The 20,939-nt window shown below is 51.3% G+C and carries 21 protein-coding genes; 20 read left to right on the top strand and 1 reads right to left on the bottom strand.

The annotated features are described in order from the left end of the window. The 20 genes from BW972_RS16170 to BW972_RS16075 all read left to right on the top strand — a co-directional run bounded on the left by BW972_RS16170 (position 1) and on the right by BW972_RS16075 (position 19,297). Entirely contained in the window at positions 1-1,395 is a 1,395-nt protein-coding gene (locus tag BW972_RS16170) for a HAMP domain-containing sensor histidine kinase (RefSeq protein WP_076422871.1), read from the top strand. A 693-nt stretch (positions 1,396-2,088) separates the two neighbouring features. Then, positions 2,089-2,394, top strand: coding sequence for an urease subunit gamma (ureA, locus tag BW972_RS16165; RefSeq protein WP_007653127.1), 306 nt, complete (start codon positions 2,089-2,091; stop codon positions 2,392-2,394). A gap of 32 nt (positions 2,395-2,426) precedes the next feature. Next, positions 2,427-2,837, top strand: a complete 411-nt coding sequence (gene ureB / locus BW972_RS16160) for an urease subunit beta (RefSeq protein ID WP_076422869.1) — start codon at positions 2,427-2,429, stop codon at positions 2,835-2,837. A 20-nt stretch (positions 2,838-2,857) separates the two neighbouring features. Continuing rightward, positions 2,858-4,693 (top strand): urease subunit alpha, encoded by a 1,836-nt coding sequence (gene ureC / locus BW972_RS16155; protein ID WP_076422867.1) that lies wholly within the window; start codon positions 2,858-2,860, stop codon positions 4,691-4,693. Positions 4,694-4,755: 62 nt separating this feature from the next. Next, positions 4,756-5,235, top strand: a complete 480-nt coding sequence (locus tag BW972_RS16150; RefSeq protein ID WP_076422970.1) for an urease accessory protein UreE — start codon at positions 4,756-4,758, stop codon at positions 5,233-5,235. Between the two features lie 5 nt (positions 5,236-5,240). Beyond that, on the top strand, positions 5,241-5,927 hold the full coding sequence (locus BW972_RS16145; RefSeq protein WP_076422866.1) for an urease accessory protein UreF: 687 nt from the start codon (positions 5,241-5,243) through the stop codon (positions 5,925-5,927). Positions 5,928-5,951: 24 nt separating this feature from the next. Continuing rightward, positions 5,952-6,578 carry an urease accessory protein UreG gene (gene ureG / locus BW972_RS16140; protein WP_007653122.1) on the top strand — a complete coding sequence of 209 codons (627 nt, stop codon included), beginning with the start codon at positions 5,952-5,954 and terminating at the stop codon, positions 6,576-6,578. After that, positions 6,571-7,578 carry an urease accessory protein UreD gene (locus BW972_RS16135; protein ID WP_076422865.1) on the top strand — a complete coding sequence of 336 codons (1,008 nt, stop codon included), beginning with the start codon at positions 6,571-6,573 and terminating at the stop codon, positions 7,576-7,578. Before ureG ends, BW972_RS16135 begins: the two co-directional genes overlap by 8 nt. A 9-nt stretch (positions 7,579-7,587) precedes the next feature. Then, positions 7,588-7,932, top strand: a complete 345-nt coding sequence (locus BW972_RS16130) for a hydrogenase maturation nickel metallochaperone HypA/HybF (RefSeq protein ID WP_007653119.1) — start codon at positions 7,588-7,590, stop codon at positions 7,930-7,932. Positions 7,933-7,956: 24 nt separating this feature from the next. Next, a complete protein-coding gene (gene hypB, locus BW972_RS16125) occupies positions 7,957-8,676 on the top strand; it encodes a hydrogenase nickel incorporation protein HypB (protein ID WP_143732114.1) in 720 nt (239 codons plus the stop codon). A 6-nt stretch (positions 8,677-8,682) separates the two neighbouring features. After that, on the top strand, positions 8,683-9,186 hold the full coding sequence (locus BW972_RS16120; protein ID WP_083674225.1) for an urease accessory protein UreE: 504 nt from the start codon (positions 8,683-8,685) through the stop codon (positions 9,184-9,186). A gap of 155 nt (positions 9,187-9,341) precedes the next feature. After that, the gene (locus tag BW972_RS16115; RefSeq protein WP_159439866.1) at positions 9,342-10,379 is read left to right on the top strand and encodes an ABC transporter substrate-binding protein; all 1,038 of its coding nucleotides are present in this window, start codon (positions 9,342-9,344) and stop codon (positions 10,377-10,379) included. Continuing rightward, on the top strand, positions 10,376-11,383 hold the full coding sequence (locus BW972_RS16110) for a FecCD family ABC transporter permease (RefSeq protein ID WP_076422863.1): 1,008 nt from the start codon (positions 10,376-10,378) through the stop codon (positions 11,381-11,383). The genes BW972_RS16115 and BW972_RS16110 overlap by 4 nt, the downstream gene beginning before the upstream one ends. Next, the gene (locus BW972_RS16105; protein WP_076422862.1) at positions 11,380-12,156 is read left to right on the top strand and encodes an ABC transporter ATP-binding protein; all 777 of its coding nucleotides are present in this window, start codon (positions 11,380-11,382) and stop codon (positions 12,154-12,156) included. The genes BW972_RS16110 and BW972_RS16105 overlap by 4 nt, the downstream gene beginning before the upstream one ends. Next, the gene (locus tag BW972_RS16100; RefSeq protein ID WP_076422861.1) at positions 12,157-12,708 is read left to right on the top strand and encodes a GNAT family N-acetyltransferase; all 552 of its coding nucleotides are present in this window, start codon (positions 12,157-12,159) and stop codon (positions 12,706-12,708) included. A gap of 3 nt (positions 12,709-12,711) precedes the next feature. Then, entirely contained in the window at positions 12,712-15,159 is a 2,448-nt protein-coding gene (locus BW972_RS16095) for a TonB-dependent receptor (RefSeq protein WP_076422860.1), read from the top strand. Between the two features lie 18 nt (positions 15,160-15,177). Then, positions 15,178-16,464, top strand: coding sequence for a porin (locus BW972_RS16090; protein ID WP_083674223.1), 1,287 nt, complete (start codon positions 15,178-15,180; stop codon positions 16,462-16,464). A 509-nt stretch (positions 16,465-16,973) separates the two neighbouring features. After that, positions 16,974-17,378, top strand: a complete 405-nt coding sequence (gene rnk, locus BW972_RS16085; protein WP_007653104.1) for a nucleoside diphosphate kinase regulator — start codon at positions 16,974-16,976, stop codon at positions 17,376-17,378. Positions 17,379-17,427: 49 nt separating this feature from the next. Beyond that, positions 17,428-18,450 (top strand): rod shape-determining protein, encoded by a 1,023-nt coding sequence (locus BW972_RS16080; protein WP_076422859.1) that lies wholly within the window; start codon positions 17,428-17,430, stop codon positions 18,448-18,450. A gap of 310 nt (positions 18,451-18,760) precedes the next feature. Beyond that, entirely contained in the window at positions 18,761-19,297 is a 537-nt protein-coding gene (locus tag BW972_RS16075) for a TetR/AcrR family transcriptional regulator (RefSeq protein ID WP_076422858.1), read from the top strand. A gap of 169 nt (positions 19,298-19,466) precedes the next feature. On the opposite strand, the gene xylE is transcribed toward BW972_RS16075, so the two are convergent. After that, positions 19,467-20,921 carry a D-xylose transporter XylE gene (xylE, locus tag BW972_RS16070; protein WP_076422857.1) on the bottom strand — a complete coding sequence of 485 codons (1,455 nt, stop codon included), beginning with the start codon at positions 20,919-20,921 and terminating at the stop codon, positions 19,467-19,469. Between the last annotated feature and the right edge of the window lie 18 nt (positions 20,922-20,939).

Here is a 20,939-nt window from a genome sequence, read left to right as displayed (position 1 = left end):
ATGAGATTACAGTATTCGCTGATCGTTTTATTTACCGGCCTGATGGCTTTGATATTACTAGGTATAAACCTGGTGATGTACTCCATGTCGTCTGGCTACAGGCAGCATAACTTCTTCCTGAGTCTGGAGAACAGCTCCACTGTTGTGGCAAGCGCCGTGCTGCAGCAAGAGAAAGCGGAAGATTACTATGCCGTTAAGAACAGTATGCTGCAGCATTTGGCAGATGAAGAGGAATACATCCTGCGTATCAACAAAGGAAGCGAACAAATTCATTTTCCAGCCTCACTGCCACTCGACGAGTCATTTTACTGGGAGACTATCCGTAACGGAAGAGCCCGGCATTATGAAAACGGAGTGCATTATGTCGGACTGTTTAGAGAAAATGTCACCGGAGAAGAGGATATACTGGTGGTGTCTTCGGCACGGGATGTGGAGGGTGACGCTTACCGTAAACGCCTGAAAACAACGCTGGCCATTGCCTTTCTGGCGGCTGTGTTTGTGATGACGCTCACCACCGTGTTTTTCTCTAAAAGACTGTTTGGCCCCATGGTCAAGATCATAAAGAAGGTGAACAGTATCAATGCCTTCAACCTGAACGACAGACTTGAGAAAGAACATAGCCTGGACGAAATCAGTGAACTGCAGGATACGTTGAATGATATGCTGCAGCGGATAGAAACGGCTTTTAAAGCACAGCAGGCCTATGTCAGCAACATCTCACATTCGCTCCGCACGCCGCTCACTGTTATTGCCGGGGAGGCTGAGATAGCCCTTTTTCGACTGGAGCAGGGGCACCCGGCTACCTACTCGATACAGATGATTATGCAGGAAACCGAAAAGCTCAAGCACATCATCAATACCTTGCTGGAATTGGCAAAAGCCGAGGGGAACGGGCAGGACCAGGGCTGGAGTGTGCGCAGGATGGATGAAATACTGGAGTCGGTGCAGGAGGTGGTGAGTAAGATGGATGAGCGGTATAAGCTTAAGATGGACTACAGCGAATTCCCGGAAAACGAGGCGATGCTGTTTGTTAATTGTAATGAGCAATTGCTGATTCTGGCTATCTGCAACATCATTCTGAACGGGTTTAAGTACTCAGATAACCAGGCTGTATACCTGAAACTAACCTCAACAGGGCAGAAGATAAGCTTGCAGATAACAGACTCAGGCATTGGCATACCCGCTTCTGATCAGAGCAAAATTTTCAATTCTTACTTCAGGGGTTCCAACACGGCTAATTACGAAGGTTTTGGCATCGGGCTGCCGCTGGCCATGAAAATCATTGAAACGCACAAAGGTACGATTCGGGTAAGTTCGCAGGTTGGTAAAGGTACTATCATGGAGGTAGTACTGCCTGCGGCGTATGCTGCCCATCACGCTACCATGCAGGTATAGCCCGACTGCCTGCGGCCTGCCGAATGTAGGTTAAATCATTTTTTTTATTTATTACCGGATCATCTATCTGAAGCCCTACCAAGTGTAGGGCTTTTATTTTGGTTATATTTCCTATCTATCTGTCTGGCTATCGCAATGCCCTACACGATCTGGTAAACACAGAAACAGGCAGCTCACACCATGTAAAGGGCTGCAAACTCCTTCTCTCTAATCTCATTCTAATCTCTCTCTTAAATCAGCTTAATAGGTCATGTCTAACTTGGCGCTTGAGTATGAGCTAGTTGCCTTACAACCTTTTAATGCTAAGGTAAGTAAAACTTATTTCAGTACAGAGCAATACGGGTATAATGATATCAATACAGGGGCGTTTAGGAGTATTTGATTTTTTTGTTTCAGCATACCTTTTAGGGGTTGTGCCTCTCTGTACACAAAATGCACCCAGCTGTCAGCGAGACCCCTTACTCAATAGCAACGAAAGAAAAGATTACTATCTCCGGTTCATGCTCTGGAGTCAAAAAATCTGTGCCCGTGCAACAGAGAATAACCCTTAACTCAGCAGCATAGTGCCCATATAAACTTCCAACACTTACTAAGTCCTTACTAATAGCCACGGAAATGACCGATGGGCGGCGGAATGGGTTCATTGTTCAGTTTCAGATATTTCTATAGTCAATCTTATTAACACACAGTTATATGCACTTAAATCCGATTGAACACGAAAAACTATTGCTTCACCTCGCAGGTGAACTTGCAGCCAAGCGGCTCAAGCGAGGCGTGAAGCTGAACTACCCGGAGTCCATTGCCTACATCTGCGGCATTTTGATGGAAGAAGCCCGTGATGGGAAGAAAACGGTGGCGCAGCTGATGGAAGAGGGAACCAAGCTCCTGAAAAAGGATCAGGTAATGGAAGGTGTGCCCGACATGCTGCACTATGTGCAGATTGAAGCAACCTTTCCGGATGGTGTAAAATTAGTCACGGTCGACCACCCTATACGCTAAAACAGACTAAGAACAATTAAAACATTTATACTATGAAACCGGGTGAATATATACTACAGAAGGGTGAGATAAAGGCGAATGACAAACGCAGGACAGTGCGTGTCACCGTGGCCAATACCGGAGACCGACCGATTCAGGTAGGCTCGCATTACCATTTCTTTGAGACCAATAAGGCGCTCGAGTTTGACAGAGCAGCTGCCTTTGGCATGCGCCTCAATATACCTGCCAGCACGGCTGTGCGCTTCGAGCCAGGCGAGAAAAAGGCAGTGTTCCTGGTAGAATTTGGGGGCAACAAACTGATCAGCGGCTTTAACAACCTGACGGAAGGAGATGTGACGAAGAAGAACGTGCGCGACGCCGCTATTCAGAAAGCACAGAAGGAAGGATTTAAGGGCGCAGGAGGTGCTGCCGCACCTGCCAAGGGTAGAAGAAACAGAAAATAACATCATTTAATCAGGAAACCATGTCAAATTGGAATAGACGCGAATGGATTAAAGTGGTCGGACTCTCGACCGCCGGGCTTTCACTGCTTGACTTCAATGCATTGGGAAGCGATTCTTCTTCGGTAAAATATGTAGACGGCGAATTATACATCCCGCGCGACCGCTATGCTGCACTCTTCGGTCCAACTACGGGCGACAAAGTGCGCCTGGCCGATACGGAGCTCTTCATACAGATCGAAAAAGACTTTAACGTTTACGGCGACGAAAACAAGTTCGGCGGCGGCAAAACCGTACGCGACGGTATGGGCCAGTCTACCTCAGCAGGGCAGGACGAAGTGCTCGACCTTGTGCTGTTGAACGCCATTATCATTGACCACTGGGGCATTGTGAAAGCCGACATCGGTATAAAAGATGGCAAGATTGTAGGTATAGGAAAAGCCGGTAACCCCGATACCCAACAAGGTGTGACCAAAGGCATGATCATCGGTGCGGCCACCGAGGTGCAGGCCTGTGCGGGCAAGATCGTTACGGCAGGAGCTATCGATACGCACATTCACTTTATTGCGCCGCAACAAGTAGAGGTAGCGCTTTTCAGTGGCGTTACAACCATGATCGGCGGTGGTACAGGTCCATCAGACGGAACCCTTGCTACAACCGTAACGCCAGGCAAGTGGTGGATGGAACGCATGTTCGAGGCGTCGGAGTCTACCCCAATGAACTTTGGTTTCCTGGGCAAAGGCAACACTTCTACCTTTAAAACAGCTGCACAGCCAATCGAGGCAGGTGCACTTGGCCTGAAACTGCACGAAGACTGGGGTACTACGCCCTCTACGATCGACATCGCTTTGCAGGTGGCTGACAAATATGACGTACAGATCGCCATTCACTCGGACACGCTCAACGAAGCGGGCTTCCTTGAAGACACTGTGAAAGCGATCAACGGCCGTGTGATCCATACCTACCACACCGAGGGTGCAGGTGGTGGCCACGCTCCGGATATCATCAAGATTGCCATGTACCCGAACGTGCTGCCTTCCTCTACCAACCCAACCAAGCCGTATACCATCAACACCGTGGACGAGCACCTGGACATGCTGATGTCGGTGCACCACCTGGATAAGAGCATACCGGAGGATGTTTCATTTGCCGACTCCCGTATCCGTCCGCAGACCATTGCCGCCGAGGATATCCTGCAGGACATGGGTGTGTTCAGCATGATGTCGTCCGACAGCCAGGCCATGGGGCGTATTGGTGAAACCATCATGCGTACCTGGCAGACCGCTCATAAAATGAAAGTGCAGCGTGGCCCGCTGGCAGAGGATAAAGCCTCTGGGGCAGATAACCTGCGTGTGAAGCGCTACATCTCCAAGTATACCATCAACCCAGCCAAAACACACGGCGTGTCCGATTATGTGGGCTCTATCGAGGTAGGCAAGTATGCTGACCTCGTGTTGTGGGAGCCAGGTATGTTTGGGGTGAAACCAGAGATCATTTTCAAGAATGGCGTGGCTGTGGGTGCCCGTATGGGTGACCCGAACGGTTCTATTTCCCTGCCGCAGCCTGTTATTTACCGTCCGATGTGGGGGTACTACGGCAGGTCTATCCAGACAAGCGGTTTCAACTTCGTGTCGCAGATATCGATGGAGAACGGCAGCATCAACAAACTGGGGCTGGGCAAAGGGTTCCTGCCAGTGAGAGGATGCCGCAAAGTGACCAAGAAAGACATGGTGCACAACAACGCCACACCGAAACTGGAGGTAAACCCAGAAACCTACGCCGTAACGGCCAATGGCGAGTTACTCACTTGCGAGCCGCTGAAGGTGCTACCAATGGCGCAGCGCTACTTCCTGTTCTAAACTTGTTACAAAACGTGCTGCCGGCTGGGTTATACCTGAACTGGCAGCACCTTTATCACCCTATGCTACTAGTAGAAAAGGTCATCGGCAACCTATCCAACACCAATACAGGTAACCTTTCGATTGATTTTTTGGACCTCGATTGGTTTGATACGGGCAAAACTACCCTACGAAAGCGGACTAGGGCGGGACAGGAGATCGGTATACGCAAAGACTCGACACCGCTGGAAGACGGTGACTTGCTATACCTGGACGGAGAGCGGGCCATTGCCATCAACATACTGCCCTGCGAGTGCATCGTGTTCAAGCCCGACAACTTCAAAGACATGGGCACCATTTGCTTCGAGATCGGAAATAAACACATTCCTGTTTTCATCAACGAGGAGGCAGAGGTCTTGGTCGAGTTTGAGAACCCGCTTTACCGCTTGTTGGAGCGCTCAGGCTACGAGCCACGGCGTGAGGTGCGAAAGCTCCTGAAAACACATGCCTTGCGTGTGCGCCGGCATGGAAACAATTACACCAGAAAAATAACCATTAAATAACAGCTATGCAGCCACTCTTAACCCTCCTGCAGATCAACGACTCCATGTTTCCGATCGGAAGCTTTACGCATTCTTATGGGCTGGAGTCTTACGTGAGTCAGGGCATTGTGCACAACACGCCAACGGCCAAGGTATATGCTAACAACATGCTGCGCCATAGCATTTACTACAACGATGCGGCCTTTTTGCAAAAAGCCTGGGCCTTGCTGGAGGCGAAGAAATCGGTGCGGGAATTTCAGAAGCTGGACGAAATGATTACAGCCCTGAAGGCACCTGCCGAGATTCGGGACGCGAGCAAAAAACTGGCTGTCCGTTTCCTGAAGCTGACGCAGGAGCTGCACCCTGTTAAGCGCTGCAGTAACTACCTGTCTAAAATTCAGGAGGGCAAGCTGCACGGGCACTATGCCGTCGCCTTTGCCATGTATGCGCATGCCAGTGGCATCACCCTGAAAGACGCCTTGCTGGCCTTTTACTACAACACCCTCAATGGCATTGTCACCAACTGTGCCAAGCTGGTGCCCATTGGGCAGGGTGATGCCCAGAAGATCCTTTTCGACCTGCAGGCCACCATTAAGCAACTGGTGGATGAGCAGGAAAACATGGAAGAGGAGATGGTCGGGCTCTGCTGCATCGGGCAGGAGATACGTTGCATGCAGCACGAAAAGCAATACTCAAGACTATATATATCCTAAAGAAACCACCTAAACAGATACTTTATGTCAAAAAAACATGTGAGAATAGGGGTTGCTGGTCCTGTAGGATCAGGAAAAACGGCTTTGATTGAACGCCTGACCCGCAAGATGAGTGAAGCGTACAGCATCTGTGTCGTGACCAACGACGTGTATACCCGCGAGGATGCTGATTTTTTGACAAAGAATTCCTGCCTGCCTGCCGACCGCATCATGGGTGTGGAGACGGGCGGCTGCCCGCATACTGCCATACGCGAGGATGCCTCGATGAACATTGAGGCCGTGGAAGAACTGGTAGAGCGCCACCCCGATACGGAGATCGTGTTCGTAGAGAGCGGCGGCGATAACCTGTCTGCCACCTTCAGCCCCGATTTGGCTGATGTGACCATTTTCGTGATTGACGTGGCCGAGGGCGACAAAATGCCCCGCAAGGGAGGCCCGGGCATCACCAAGTCTGATTTGCTGATCATAAACAAAACGGACCTGGCCCCTTATGTAAATGCCGACCTGGACATGATGGACCGCGACACAAAGAGAATGCGCGGCGAGCGACCGTACATCTTCACCAACCTGATGAAACTGGAAGGTTTGGATGATGTGATCAACTGGATCAAGACGTATGCTTTACTAGAAAAAACAGAGGCGCATGCTTAAAAGTACCATCAAGGTTAACGCGGAGAGGGAAGGGGCGCTGACACTCCTGAAAGAGAGTTGCCACAATGCGCCCTACAAAGTGATCCACTACGGCTCCCGACATCTGCATGAGCATCTGGAGCTGATCATGATGAGCTCTTCTCCGGGTATCATGGATGGGGATGAAATTGACATTGAGGTGAACGTGCATGAGGATGCCCGCCTGAAGCTGTTTACGCAGTCCTTCAACAGGCTGCACCCCATGGAGAAAGGGGCTGTGCAGCGTACGAATGTGCTGGTCAGGAAAGGCGGCATCTACAAATTCATCCCACACCCGATCACGCCATTTGCTAATTCTATTTTCAGGACGGTGAATGAGATCCATGTGGATGAGCACGCCAACCTGATCTGGGGCGACATCATCGCTTCGGGGCGAGTGCACTCGGGAGAATCGTTTCAATTTACGCGCCTGCACAGCATCACCAAGGTATACAGCGGCAAAAAGCTGGTGCTGTTCGACAACCAGTTGCTCGAGCCCGGCAACCAGCCATTTGACTCGATCCTGTTTTATGAGCGCTATACCCACCAGGCTACGCTGATCTATGTATCGCCTTATGCGGCGGAGCTGAAAGCAGAGCTGGACGAGATCCTGACGGCTCAGTACGAGGAGTTCACTTTTGGCTTCACGCAGTGTGCACCGAATGCCGTGATGATACGAGCACTGGGCAACGAGGGCGTGATGCTCTATGACTGGCTGAGCGCCATGGGGCAGCTGTGCTGGGAGTTTACGGTGCACAAGCAGGAAGAGGAGCAAGCTAAGCTGGAAACGGAGCAGGCACCTGCACCAGAAGCCGAAGAAGCGGCGCCAGTAGCTGAAAAACAAACTAAGCGAAGCAGCGCCAAACGAACAAAAAAAGACGCAACCGCAAAAGGCTCAGCTAAAAAAGCAAAAGCTATGCCTGAGGCACCAGCCCAACAGGATTTGGAAGAAGTGCTGGCCGAGGTGGTGGCAGAGAAATAGAGAGAAACCATGCACGAGATTTCGATTGTACGGAACGTCTTTGAAACACTGCAGGAAACCTATCCCGACAAGTTTGAGCGGATAACGAAAGTGCAGATAGAGGCGGGTTTGCTGAGCAATATACAGCCCATCCTGATCCAGAACGCCTTTGAGGCCCTGATCATGGAAGAGCCGCAACTGGCCGACATTGAGCTGGAGGTGCTTTTGCTGCCCATTATCGCCCACTGTGCCGCCTGCGACAAAGACTTCGAAGTGAAACGGCACAAGTTTGTGTGCGACTGCGGCACTCCCTCCAAAAACATTGTGCAGGGAGAGGAGCTGCAGATCAGCCGCATTGAATTTTTAGAGAATTAACCCTAAGACTTAAAAGATATAGATATGAGTACACCATCCATGCCTAAAAGCAACAGAATGCCGGTAGGCTCTGTGCAGTGCGATAACACCACCCTCAACCTGTTAAAAGCTAACGACTTCGTCGCCAAAGCCATCCGCGACAGATTGCCTGATGTGCTGGTGATCAACGTGTGTTCCTCTCCGGGCAGCGGCAAAACCACCCTGATGCAGGAAACCGGCAAGCGCCTGAGCGACAAACTGAATATGGCTGTGTTGGTAGGTGACCCTGAAACCGACCGCGACGCCATCCGCATGAAAGAAGTGGGTATTAACGCGCTGCAGATCGTAACAGGCGGCATGTGCCACATCGAGGCCCAGATGATTCTGCAGGCACTCGACCACATCGACCTGACGGGCGTTGATCTTCTCTTCATTGAGAACGTGGGCAATCTGGTTTGCCCTGCCGCCTTTGACCTGGGCGAAGACATTCGGGTAACCGTGCTGGCTGCGACCGAGGGCGACGACAAGCCAAAGAAATACCCGCGCATGTTCCTGACCAGCGAGCTGATGGTGGTTTCCAAAGCCGACCTGCTGCCTTATGTGCCTTTCTCGGTAGAGGCCGCCACGCAGGATGCCCGCGAAGTGAACCCGACCATAGAAGTGATAAGCATCAGCAGCCTGAAAGGCGATGGCATGGACGATTGGTGCAACTGGCTGTTGGCCAAAGTAGAAGAGAAGAAAAAAGCCAAGCTGGCGACGGCTTAGTAGTACATGGCAACCGAGTTATCTATGCTGACGGAGCCGCTAGTGGTGACGCGGGCGCTTGCCAAGGAGCAGAACCTGAGCGGCCGCATGATCGACTTTTTCGAGATAGAATGGTACGAGGCCTCCAAGTCGCGGATGAAAAAGAAGACGCAGGGCGGAGTAGAAGTGCTGGTGGAGAAGTCGCATAGAGGCCCGCTGGAAGACGGGGACCTGCTATACCTGTCAGAGGAGCGGGCGATCATGCTGAAGATAAAGCCATGCGACTGCATCGTGCTATACCCGCGGGGTCTGCAGGAAGTGGGCACGATCTGTTTCGAGATCGGTAACAAGCATGTGCCGATTTTCATCACCGAACAGAACGAGGTATGTGTGGCCTACGATGCGCCGCTGTACCAGTTGCTGCTCAGCGGAGAATTCGTGATTGAGATTGAGGAACGGGTGCTGCACCCTGCGCAGATGGTCAAGGCCTATGGTAATAAGCGGCAGATTGAGAGCGAGCGACAGGTATAGATGAAAATATAAGTTTAGCTAAAAGCTGAAAAGCAGACTGTTCCAGCCAAGGCAAGCGGAACAGTCTGCCTTTTGGTAGGCAAGAGTCAAGGTATAAAGACTGGATAATTAAAATGGTCTCAGGAAAAAGCACTCAGCGATTTTGTGAAGAAAGTATGACGTATTGGAGAGAGAGAATGGCCGCTCGTCTGGTGATGGTTATGTGTGCTTGTATGCTTTTGTTGAGCGCCTGCCAGAGCGAGAGCGGCGACGTGAAGGCAACAGCGGCTGATGCGATTGTAGTGAATGATATTCGGGGGAAGGAGATCCGTTTGAGCGAGCCAGCCCAGCGTGTGATTGTGCTGTATCAGGGCGCTTTGGACGGCATGTATATGCTGAATGCGGAGCATACCGTGGTAGGTATACAGAATAACATCTACACCAACCCCGAGACCTTTAAGTATTTCAGCAAACTGGACCCACGCATTGCCCGAAAAGAGCTGCCCGCTCCAGGTAACTGGGAAACCTCCACCAACATCGAAAGTGTGCTGGCCCTCAAGCCGGATCTGGTGATCATCGCCTCCGGCCAGACCGACGCCATTCGTTTGCTCGAAAGTTTAGGTATAAACGTGTTTGCCGTATCGCCGCAGAACAACGAGCAATTGTTTGAGGAGATCGAGAGCATCGGCAAACTGACAGGTACGCACGAGCGGGCCGTAGAATTGCTGGGCTATACCCGTCGCAAGCTCGATGAGATTGCGAAAGCGACAGATCACATTGAGCAAAAAAAGTCGGTGTACTATGCGTGGTCAGGCGGGCGAATCTACTCCACTTCGGGCCAGAACAGCCGCATGGCGGAGTGCTTCCGGTTAGCGGGTGTGAACAACGCCTGCACCTTTGAACTGGACCAGCCCAACATTAACCCCGAAACGCTGATAGCATGGGATCCTGACCTGATTTTGCTCTGGAGCACCGAACCGCAGGTGCTGTATGACAAGAAAGAACTGGCGGTGCTCAAGGCTGTGAAAAACAAAAACGTGCACGTGCTGAATCCGCCGTTTTTCTACGACCCACATACTCTCAAAATTATGTATGCCGCTATCGAGCTGCACAATGTTGCTTATGGCGGCAGCGAGAACTTCGACCTCGACGAGAACCGAAGGGATATCATGACGAATTTGTATGGTGCCAAAGCCACTGCCTTGCTTGAATGAGAAAAGTACTGACTGGCTTCCTGATCTACGGCCTGCCTATACCGCTGTTGCTGTATTCCCTGACGGTAGGTCCGTCGCAGGGGCTGGTGTTCGCGGATTATTGGGATTGGGGCAAAGCCGCGCTGAACGGCGGCATTCACGAGAACTCGACCAAGGTATACATGCTCAACAACATCATCGAGAATGTGCGCCTGCCCAGGGTATTGCTCACATTTATCATTGGTGCGGGCTTGGCTTCCTCGGGAGGAGCCTTGCAGGGTATCTTCCGCAATCCGCTCGTGGACCCTTATGTGCTGGGTATTTCCTCGGGCTCTGCTTTTGGAGCGGCGCTGGCGATTGCCTTCCCGCTGTTGCACATCAACGTGATGGCCTTTGTGTTGGGAGTGGCCTCTGTTATTATGACTTACTCCTTTGCCTTTAGCAACAACAAATCCTCTATTGTGGCGGTCATCCTTTCAGGTATGATTGTGTCGGGCATCTTTACGGCCTCGCTCACGGTGGTGCAGTACATCAGCGATCCTTATAAATTACAGGCGATTGTGCAATGGACGATGGGCAACCTGCACCACGCCTCCTGGGATAAACTCAACACGGCGGCATTGCCGGTAGGTATAGGCATTGTGGGCATGTACCTGATGCGCTGGCGCCTTAACTTATTGGCACTGGGCGAACAGGAGGCAAAAGCCGTGGGCGTGAATCCGACGGCAGATAAGGCGACTTTGGTTGCGCTGGCTACGCTCACGACGTCCACCTCAGTGGCGGCGGCCGGTGTCATCAGTATGTATGGTCTGTTCATCCCGCACCTCACCCGCATGATGGTGGGGCCGGATAACCGCAAAGCCATGCCAGCCAACATCTTCTTTGGCGGGTCCTTTCTGGTGATCATCGATAACTTCTCCCGCTCACTAATGGACTTCGAGATCCCAATCGGCATTTTCACGATGCTGCTGGGGGCACCTTTTTTCCTCTTCTTAATGAAGAAAAACAAAATCAACTGGGTATGACAGATGTGGCGATAGAAGTAGAGAACCTCAGTTTCGGGTATGGCAAAACGCCCATACTCGAGAGAGTGGATGTGGCCTTCCCAGCCAACCGTTTCTCGGTACTGCTCGGGCGCAACGGCAGCGGCAAGTCTACGCTTTTCAACATTATGGCGGGCCTGCAGAAGTACCAGTATGGCTCCGTGAAATTGATGGGAAAGGAGCGCAGCAAAATGTCTTTCTCAGATTGCGCCCGTGTGCTCGGCTTCCTGCCGCAGTTTCACAAATCGGTGTTCCCTTTTCAGGTGAAAGACGTGGTGTTGACGGGCAGGGCGGCTTTCTCGGCTTTCAGTCCGAAGAAGAGCGACATGGAAAAAGTAGGGCAGGCCATTGAGGAACTGGGCATCAGCCACCTGGCGGACAGGCCTTATACCGAGCTGTCGGGTGGGGAACAGCAACTGGTCATGATTGCGCGGGTGCTGGTGCAGAACCCCCGCATTATTTTGCTCGACGAGCCCACCAACCACCTCGATGTGTACTACCAGACCTACGTGCTGGAGAAGCTAAAAAAGCTGACGGAAAATGACCTGACGGTGATCGCCATCATGCACGACCCGAATATGGCTTTCCTGTACGCCGACCAGTGCTACTTCATGAAAGACAAAACCGTGGTGACGCCAACAGAAGCGTTCGACTACCACGACAGCAATTTCCTGGAATATGTGTATGACGTGCACTTTACGACTGTGCAGGTGAACAACAAAATGATGGTGGTACCCGGCAGAAAGATAAACTAAATGATACAGATAAAACCTATAGCAAAGGAGCTGATACCAGAGTTGGTCGCTTATGTGATGGATTTCCGGAAGGAGCTGTTCCCGATGATAGACCATGGCAAATTGCCGCACGACCTGGCACATTTCGAAGCTTCTTACATCGAGGACAAGTATGCCGTTTTTTTGGTAGCTACCGATCTTTCTGATACTATCGTTGGCACCATCGGCATGCGGACCTATGACCACCGCTTTACCCATCTCAACTACGAAAGACAGCTGACTACCGAAGTGCAAAAGCTCTACGTGGAGCCTTCTCTCCGGAAAGTCGGTCTGGGGACCTGCCTTGTCAGCGCCCTGAAAGAAGAAGCCGAACGCAAAGGCATCGAAATGCTCTACCTGCATACCCATCCTTTTCTTTCCGGAGCACAGGAGTTCTGGGCAAAGCAAGGTTTCCGGCTGGTTTGTCAGGATGAAACACCTGTTTACCAGGCCATCCACATGGAGCTGCAACTGAAAGAGCTAAGCGAAAACAATATAAACCAACACAAAGCGACGGAGCTAAAACTGACCTGACCGATGTCTGCAAGATCGATGCAAGGTATACTGAGCCTGCTGGTGCTATACCTACTTTCTATACCTGTCTTTGCCCAGCCAACTGGCAGTGTGGGCGGTAAGGTGAAAGACGGAAAAGGAGAAGCCTTAGTCGGGGTTTCGGTAGGTATAAAAGATGCCTCAGTTGGGAATGTAACCGCCCTGGATGGCACTTTCAAAATTGACGGGCTGCCGTACGGACGCTATACCTTGTTGGTGAAAGGGCTGGGCATGGTGGACAAAACCGTTCCTTTTACCCTGACCGAACAGTCGCCCCATGTATGGCTGGACGTGGTGCTGGACCGCCAGACGCACGTGATGCAGGAGGTGCTGGTGACGGGACGCAAGGAAACCAACTACGTGAACGACTACAGCTTTTTGGGCACCAAACTGCAGAGCAGGGTGGTGGACGTACCGCAGACCATCTCTTCGGTGACTAAGGAGCTGATAGAGGACCAGCAAGCTTTTCTGGTAACGGATGTGGTGCAGAACCTGGCGGGAGTAACCCAGTACTCGGCCTACGACGACCTGACTATCCGCGGCTTCCGCAACGGCTACGATACAGGGTATAGGCTGGTGAACGGACTGCGCTCGGGCTACGGGTTTGGCACGAGCTTTTTTCGGGTGCCGCTCACGGTGAACATTGAGAGTGTGGAAGTGCTCAAAGGTCCTGGTGCCGCCCTCTTCGGCGACATCAACCCGGGGGGTACAGTGAATCTGGTGACTAAGAAGCCGCTGGACGAAAGCCGCAAAGCGGTGAGTTTCTCTGTCGGCAGTTTCCAGACTATGCGCACCACGCTCGACCTGACAGGTCCGCTCAACGAAGACAAGTCTTTGCTCTACCGGCTCAACATCGGCTACGAAGACACCAAGACCTTCCGGGACGTGAACGACCGCAGCTCCCTGATGATTGCACCTACCGTTACCTTTCGCCCCACCGCAAATACCACCGTCAACGCCGAGTTGGTCTACAGCCAGTTCGACGGCTACCTCGACCGCGGTATGGGTATACGGGGCGGTGACCTGTATGCCTTGCCGCGTTCTTTCACCCTGAGTCAGCCCAGCGACTACTATCGTGTAAATGACATCTCATTCAACGGATCGCTCAACCACCGCCTCACCGATTGGCTGTCTTTCAACGCGGCCTACATGAAATTTGTGTACCACGAAGAACTGAGCGAGCACCGTACCCTCAACACCTTTGCCGATGCACCTGCCAATACCATCATGAACATGCGGTATCTGGAGAAAAAGATAAACGACTATACCGACAACCTCTCCGTATACTTCGCCCTCAGTGGCAACACAGGCTGGTTGCGTCACGATGTGGTGGCAGGTATGGACTACATCAAATTTGAAGCGGATAAGCGGGGACACCAGTGGGAGGCGCGCCGGATGGAAGTGGATGGACAGCCTGTTCCCCTTACTTTCGACCTCAACAACCCGACCTACGAACTCCGCGACCCGAGCAAGTACATTCGCCTGCCGCTGTCGCCGTTCTTTGTAGACTACCTCAACACCAGCTACAGCACCACAGGGCTATACCTGCAAGACCAAATCACCGTGACCGACCGCCTGCGCCTGTTGCTGGGCCTGCGGCAGGAGTTCTTCCGTGACCAGCGAGTGTATGACAACGGAGAAGAAAAGGTGCATCAGAATGTGCTCCTGCCAAGAGCGGGGCTCACCTACAAGTTGCTCGACAACCTGAACTACTTCGCCAGCTACAGCCATGGCTTCAAACCCATTGATCCCGCTTTCGTGCGCAACCCCGAGAATTACGGCAGCGACGCACCTTTCAATAGCGAAACCAGCTTTCAAGCGGAGTCAGGGCTCAAGGGTGAGTTCCTGAACAAGCGCCTGTTCGCGTCGCTGTCGGCCTTCCACATCGAGAAGCGGAACACGCTGGTGAACACCGGGCAGGTGACAGACACGGGCAACCCCATCTACCGGCAGAACGGGCGCATTAAGTCTCAGGGCGTGGAGCTGGAGATGAACGGCAGTGTAAGTGCCGCCTTCAACCTGAGCCTGAACTATGCTTTTAACCATACTGAAATAGTGACCACTGAAATGGAATCCGAAAAAGGGACCATGACACCCAATGCGCCGAGGCACTCGGCTGGGTTGTGGGCTAAATATACCTTCACGGGTGCTGGTCTGGAAGGCTTCGGGCTGGCCTTGGGCGGCAACTACGTGGGCGAGCGTAAGATGGAGCGACAGGTGCAGGACACGCACACAGGAGATTGGGTCTGGGGCTACTGGCCTGAATATGCGGTACTGAACGCGGCGGCCTTTTACCGTGCCAATAAGTTTAGGCTGAGCCTGAACGTCAACAACCTGTTCGATGAATTCTACTTCGTGGGCGGCTACGATTATCAGCGGGCCTTTCCCGGTGCCCCACGCCACTTTATTCTATCGGTCGGCTATACCTTTTAAAACCAATATACTAGTAACATGAAACAAAACTTACGCACAGGTTTTACGGCCTTTCAGGAATGTTTATCTAAAACCATATCAATGAATAAGTATTTCCTCTCTTTTATTATCCAACTATTTGTAGTTCAGTCTGTATTTGCTCAAAATACCGGAATCGAGAAGAGTAGTACGGATAGCACAAGCTCTAATAAAACGCCTACAATTCAAGGAATCTCAGATGGCAGCTTATCGGGTTTGAGCGAAAGGATAGATGTGAATTTTCTACTTCGAAGCTCAGTAGATTTCCCGAGTGGTGCTTCCAATCAGGCATCCGTTAATTTGAACGAAGCACGGATGGAACTGAGGGGAGATGTCACGCCGGATCTGAGTTTTCGCATACGGTACCGGCTAAACAGAAGCTTTGCTCAAAATAGTTTAGATAATGCCCCAGGCGCTGTTGATCATGCGAATTTAACTTATCGGTTTGGCACCGGAAAGAAATGGCATCTGACAGCAGGAAAGCAATCCGCGAGTGTGGGGAGCTGGGAGTTTGACAAAAACCCCACTTTTGAATACCAATATACCGAATACGTGAACAGGCAGCTGAACCTGTTTTTACTCGCCATGAAGCTCGGCTACGATGTCACTGAGAACCATACCTTCCAGTTACAACTGCACAATACCTCTAACAGCAATTTCAACACGATCTACAACACGACAGGCTACAACACAGACGGACTAAGGCCGTCAAAAACACCTTTTGGCTTATACGTTGCGTGGCTGGGCAATCTATTGGATGAAAAATGGCAGACTTTTTACAGCTATAATATTTCGCAGTTCGCCAGGGGTAAAACAGATCATGCCGTATCCATCGGCAACCAGGTTGTGCTCGACCGGTTTAAAGCTTACCTCGACTTGCAGAGCACCAACATGTCCGTGGACTATCCTAATATTGGGTCGCCGGCTGTCAATACATTTATGGCTCCTACTCCGGGGTTTACTCCGGTTTTTCTGCAAGACATCAATTACAAGACAGCCGTGCTCCGCGTAGATTATGAGTTTATACCCAAGTGGTTTGTAACTGCCAAAGGCTTTTACGAAACGGCCAGTCACCGAAAAGACAGCGAGATCGGAGACAATTTCAGAGAGCATACCGGCCTTTTGGCAGGCCTTGAATACAAGCCTATTGCCAGCCAGGAAATGCGGTTGTTTAGTTACTATTACTACAACACGTCACAGTATAACAATGCAGTAGGGGTAAGTAACCCGAATCAGAAGCTGCACTTGTTCTCGGTCGGTGTGCTTTACTTTGTGAATGCCCTTTAGCTGAAGCATTGTGCGGCAATTGTAGCTGCTGTAAGGACAAGTATAGCCGGTAAAGTGGTTGTTTCCTTGCTTTTATGGGGCTTTATCCGTTACTTTGAAAGAATACTATCAGAACCGTGCTGCCACCTAACAGAAAAATTCATCTCTTTTCAGAGCCGCTTACAGGCTTTGTTGCGGCATCGCATCACGTATCTCAAAGTGATGTGCTGAATGGCTATTGTCTTTTCTTTTATACAGCCCCTAAGGCCTTCATTAAGTAAGCCGGAAACCTCCGGCCCCGGGCGCAAGCCACCATACCTTGCTACAGGTTATCCCTGTTCAATATTCTAGCATTTATCTTTTCGCAAAACACCTTTACGCAGCACAAAGGCTGCAAGTAAGGGAGTTTTTGCGTGTTTAATTTTTTTAAAACCTCCGTGCTGCATGCGCTGGAGGTTTTGCGTCTGCCTTTGGGGCATGGCAAGGCGCTATACCTGCAAGATTTTTCAAAGCTTTAAAATACCAATGATATGAACCCGATTTATGTAACAGAAAAGGATTTACAACGGCTGCACAACCTGGTACAGGTGCAGCGCCAGGTAAGCGGTGCCCATTCCGTAGAGGCCCTCAGCAGGGAACTGAAGCGAGCGAAAGTGGTAGCCTCCGAGGAGATTCCGGAGAATGTGGTAACCATGAACTCGCTGGTGAAGCTGAAGGAGCTGAAAAGCGGTGCCGAGATGGAACTGACTGTGGTATACCCCAAGGACGCTGACTTACCGAAGTTCAAAATCTCAGTGCTGGCACCAGTGGGGACGGCCATACTGGGCTGCAAAGTAGGTGACAAGGTGGAGCGGCCGGGCCCTAAAGGCACGGTGGTGTACGAGGTGCTGGAGATTTTGTATCAACCCGAAGCTGCAGGCGATCTGGCCCTTTAATTTACCGGCCGGATTGGTCTGTCGGAGGAGAATATTTTTACCATAAAGAATGGGTTTTTTAGATTTTTTCAGAGAGGATATTGCCATTGATCTGGGCACAGCCAATTTTCTGGTGATGCAAGGCGACAAGGTGGTGGTGGACGAGCCTGCCATTGTAGCCTACAGCCGTTCATCAGGAAAAGTGCTGGCCATTGGCCGTAAGGCGATGCAGATGGAGGGAAAGGCGCATGAAGACATCCGTATTGTGCGGCCGATGAAAGATGGCGTGATCGCTGACTTTCATGCCGCAGAGCACATGATGAAGGGGATGCTGCAGCTCATTAATGGAGGGAAAAGGAAGCTGGGTGCTTCGTTCCGGATGGTGGTTTGTGTGCCTTCCGGTATAACCGAGGTAGAGAAACGCGCTATACGCGACTCGGCCGTTATTTCTGGGGCGAGGGAGCTATACCTGGTGCACGAACCAATTGCTGCGGCCATCGGTATCGGGCTGGATGTGGAGGAACCGAACGGGCACATGATTGTGGACATTGGGGGAGGTACCACCGAAATCGCCGTGATTGCCTTGAGCGGGATTGTCTGCGACCAATCCCTGAAGGTAGCGGGCGAAAGCTTTAATGCCGATATTGTGCACTACATGCGCAAACACCACAACCTGTTGATCGGACAGTCTACCGCCGAACGGATCAAGCTGGAAGTAGGTGCTGCCCTGCCTGAGCTGCAGGATCCACCTGCTGATGTGGCCATCAAAGGCCGTGACCTGCTCACAGGTCTGCCGAAACAGATACACGTTTCCTATACGGATGTCGCTTTTTTTCTGGATCGCTCACTTTCCAAAATAGAAGAGGCGGTGATGAAAACACTGGAGATGACACCACCTGAGCTCTCCGCAGACATTCACCAGACCGGTATCTACCTGACCGGTGGCGGCGCTCTGCTGCGTGGTCTGGACAAACGGATAGCTGCCCGAACGAAACTGCCCACCCACGTGGTGGAAGACCCACTCCGCGCTGTGGTGCGGGGCACGGGCACGGCTATGCGAAATATCGACCGCTTCCAGTTTTTGATGCGCTGAGTTAGTGGCAAATTTGTGCAACAGGGTATACCCTGGCAGTTCGTATAGCAGCATTGCAAAGAGCCCCGCTGGAGATAAACTGGCGGGGTTACTTTTTGTAAGAAATCACCGGAATGTATAAGTCTATAGCCACTGCCTGAATAGCTTTATTATTAAATAATCTTTAAATTTATTCTGATCGTCGGCGTTGCACTTTCAGTTTGTCTGGCAAGCTTTTATTTTTGCATAAAATCAATCTACATGCTTCCGGATTGTACCGTTGGTGCATTTTAGGTTGCATTTCCTTAGAAACCTTTAGTCCTTCATCAGAATGTATAAATCAAAGAAAGAGCATATTTTAGAAACAGCGTTGGACCTGTTTGCCGATAGGGGATACGAGGCTACTCCAACAAGTCTCATTGCCAGGGAAGCTGATGTTTCAGAAGGACTTATTTTTAAGCACTACATTAACAAATCGAACCTGCTGGAAGAAGTAATCAAGGCAGGTTACAGGCGCATTACGGACAAGAGTAAAGGCCTGGCCATGGAGAATGACCCGCTGAAACTGATCAGCAGTGTGCTGGATATGCCCCAGCGGCTGGTAGAAGACGAAAGGAATTTCTGGCGTATGCAGTTTCGGTTGGTTGATGACGAGATCGCGCAGAAGCATCACAACCGTTATACCCACTCCGTGATGCAGAAACTGGTGGAAGCATTCAGGGAGTTGGGCTACAAAGATCCCGAAATGGAATCGGAAGTGTTGATGCTACTCGTGGAAGGACTCTGGCGACTCTTCGTGACTAACGGTGACAAAGAGCATTACAGAAAAATGGTGGAGTTGATAAAAGCCAAGTACGCTGCGTCGTAAGGGCAAGGCCGGACCTTTATTGTACTACAGGTTTAAGGAGCGGACGAAGCTCCTTTTTTTGTATTCAGCAACAAGCAAGGTAAAAAAGAAGTCTGCCAGACAATCAGAAGAAACACTCCTGCTATACCTGACAGACTCTTCAAAAAAAACAATCAAAAAATACGAGATGCTATGCTTTGGTTTTAGCGGCCATGGCAGGTGCCTTGTGACGGACTGAAGCTGCCTCGCCGGTCCACAGCGCCTCCATCTCTTCCAGCGACTTGTTCTTTGTCTCTGGTACCATCTTCCAGACAAACAGCAGCGACAGCACACTCATCACACCATAAAAACCGTATGTGAAGGCCCCGCTGAACTCCATCATGGATGGGTAAGTAGAGGAGATGAAATAATTGGCTGCCCACTGCGCCGCCACGGCCACCGCGACTGCCTTACCCCGGATCTTGTTCGGGAAAATTTCCGAGATCAATACCCAGCAGATCGGTCCCCATGACATCATAAAGGATGCCGTGTAGATGATGATGAAAACGAGCGTGCTGATACCGATCACCTCAAAATAGGAGAGACCTGCAATAGCGAACATGCCGATGGCCATACCTACTGAACCCACCATCAGCAGTGGTTTTCTGCCCCATCTGTCAACGGTAAGTATAGCCACGACCGTGAAGATCACGTTGATGATACCCATCACAACTGTCTGCAGCATCGAGGCGTCCTTGCCGGCACCCATGCTTTCGAAAATGCGCGGCGCATAGTACAGGGCCACGTTGATGCCCACAAACTGCTGAAAAACCGAGAGCAGAATACCGATCACGATTACCGTTTTGCCATACGACAAGAGTTTGCCAGAGTGGTGCTCCACCGTGTTTTTAATGTCTGCCAAAATAAGGCTGGCGCGTGACGGGCCGTTTACTTTTGTCAGGATTTGCAGTGCCTCGCGGTCCTTGCCCACCATGCTCAGGTAGCGGGGCGACTCCGGAACGAAAAAGAGCAACACACCAAATAAACCAGCAGGTATAGCCTCCGACAGGAACATCCTTCTCCAGCCCACTTCATTGAGCCACTCCGGTGACTGTCCGCTGGCAATGCCCCAGTTCACGAAATATACCACCAGCATACCAAAGATGATGGCAAACTGATTGAGTGACACCAGGCGACCACGCAGGTTGGCTGGCGCGATCTCTCCGATGTATACCGGACAAACCGCCGAAGCCAGACCTACCCCTATACCACCAATGATGCGGTAAAAGTTGAACATGTACAGCAGGCCCATAGTGGGTTCGCCCTGGTTAAAGAACAAAAACTCCGGATATGCAGAACCCAGCGCCGAGAGAAAGAACAGGAACGCCGCCAGGATCAGCGTTTTCTTACGGCCGATGCCAGAAGAGAAGAACCCTGAAATGGCACCTCCAATGATACACCCAATCAGGGCACTGGAAATAGTCGCCCCGTGTACCCAGGTGCTCAGGCCCTGGCTCGTGATCAGGTACTGCTGCACCGATTTCTCGGCACCAGATATCACGGCCGTATCGTAACCGAAAAGGAGGCCGCCCAGGGTGGCGATTAACGTGATGCCAGCGATGTAGGGTAAGTTCTGCTCCGCCGATAGGTTTTCGTTCTTTAGCATAGAGATGGGGTTTAGAAA

This window comes from Pontibacter lucknowensis (assembly GCF_900156415.1).
Classification (GTDB): Bacteria; Bacteroidota; Bacteroidia; order Cytophagales; family Hymenobacteraceae; genus Pontibacter; species Pontibacter lucknowensis.
This window is presented reverse-complemented; position numbering and strand designations above follow the sequence as displayed.

What these genes read in the sequence shown, in the direction of transcription:
- BW972_RS16115 (WP_159439866.1), top strand. Translation starts at nt 9,342, where the DNA reads ATGACGTATTGGAGAGAGAGAATGGCCGCTCGTCTGGTGATGGTTATG.
- BW972_RS16075 (WP_076422858.1), top strand. Translation starts at nt 18,761, where the DNA reads ATGTATAAATCAAAGAAAGAGCATATTTTAGAAACAGCGTTGGACCTG.
- BW972_RS16145 (WP_076422866.1), top strand. Translation starts at nt 5,241, where the DNA reads ATGCAGCCACTCTTAACCCTCCTGCAGATCAACGACTCCATGTTTCCG.
- ureB (WP_076422869.1), top strand. Translation starts at nt 2,427, where the DNA reads ATGAAACCGGGTGAATATATACTACAGAAGGGTGAGATAAAGGCGAAT.
- rnk (WP_007653104.1), top strand. Translation starts at nt 16,974, where the DNA reads ATGAACCCGATTTATGTAACAGAAAAGGATTTACAACGGCTGCACAAC.
- BW972_RS16170 (WP_076422871.1), top strand. Translation starts at nt 1, where the DNA reads ATGAGATTACAGTATTCGCTGATCGTTTTATTTACCGGCCTGATGGCT.
- BW972_RS16120 (WP_083674225.1), top strand. Translation starts at nt 8,683, where the DNA reads ATGGCAACCGAGTTATCTATGCTGACGGAGCCGCTAGTGGTGACGCGG.
- BW972_RS16135 (WP_076422865.1), top strand. Translation starts at nt 6,571, where the DNA reads ATGCTTAAAAGTACCATCAAGGTTAACGCGGAGAGGGAAGGGGCGCTG.
- BW972_RS16090 (WP_083674223.1), top strand. Translation starts at nt 15,178, where the DNA reads ATGAAACAAAACTTACGCACAGGTTTTACGGCCTTTCAGGAATGTTTA.
- xylE (WP_076422857.1), bottom strand. Translation starts at nt 20,921, where the DNA reads ATGCTAAAGAACGAAAACCTATCGGCGGAGCAGAACTTACCCTACATC.
- BW972_RS16100 (WP_076422861.1), top strand. Translation starts at nt 12,157, where the DNA reads ATGATACAGATAAAACCTATAGCAAAGGAGCTGATACCAGAGTTGGTC.
- ureG (WP_007653122.1), top strand. Translation starts at nt 5,952, where the DNA reads ATGTCAAAAAAACATGTGAGAATAGGGGTTGCTGGTCCTGTAGGATCA.
- ureC (WP_076422867.1), top strand. Translation starts at nt 2,858, where the DNA reads ATGTCAAATTGGAATAGACGCGAATGGATTAAAGTGGTCGGACTCTCG.
- BW972_RS16105 (WP_076422862.1), top strand. Translation starts at nt 11,380, where the DNA reads ATGACAGATGTGGCGATAGAAGTAGAGAACCTCAGTTTCGGGTATGGC.
- BW972_RS16130 (WP_007653119.1), top strand. Translation starts at nt 7,588, where the DNA reads ATGCACGAGATTTCGATTGTACGGAACGTCTTTGAAACACTGCAGGAA.
- BW972_RS16110 (WP_076422863.1), top strand. Translation starts at nt 10,376, where the DNA reads ATGAGAAAAGTACTGACTGGCTTCCTGATCTACGGCCTGCCTATACCG.
- BW972_RS16080 (WP_076422859.1), top strand. Translation starts at nt 17,428, where the DNA reads ATGGGTTTTTTAGATTTTTTCAGAGAGGATATTGCCATTGATCTGGGC.
- ureA (WP_007653127.1), top strand. Translation starts at nt 2,089, where the DNA reads ATGCACTTAAATCCGATTGAACACGAAAAACTATTGCTTCACCTCGCA.
- BW972_RS16150 (WP_076422970.1), top strand. Translation starts at nt 4,756, where the DNA reads ATGCTACTAGTAGAAAAGGTCATCGGCAACCTATCCAACACCAATACA.
- BW972_RS16095 (WP_076422860.1), top strand. Translation starts at nt 12,712, where the DNA reads ATGTCTGCAAGATCGATGCAAGGTATACTGAGCCTGCTGGTGCTATAC.
- hypB (WP_143732114.1), top strand. Translation starts at nt 7,957, where the DNA reads ATGAGTACACCATCCATGCCTAAAAGCAACAGAATGCCGGTAGGCTCT.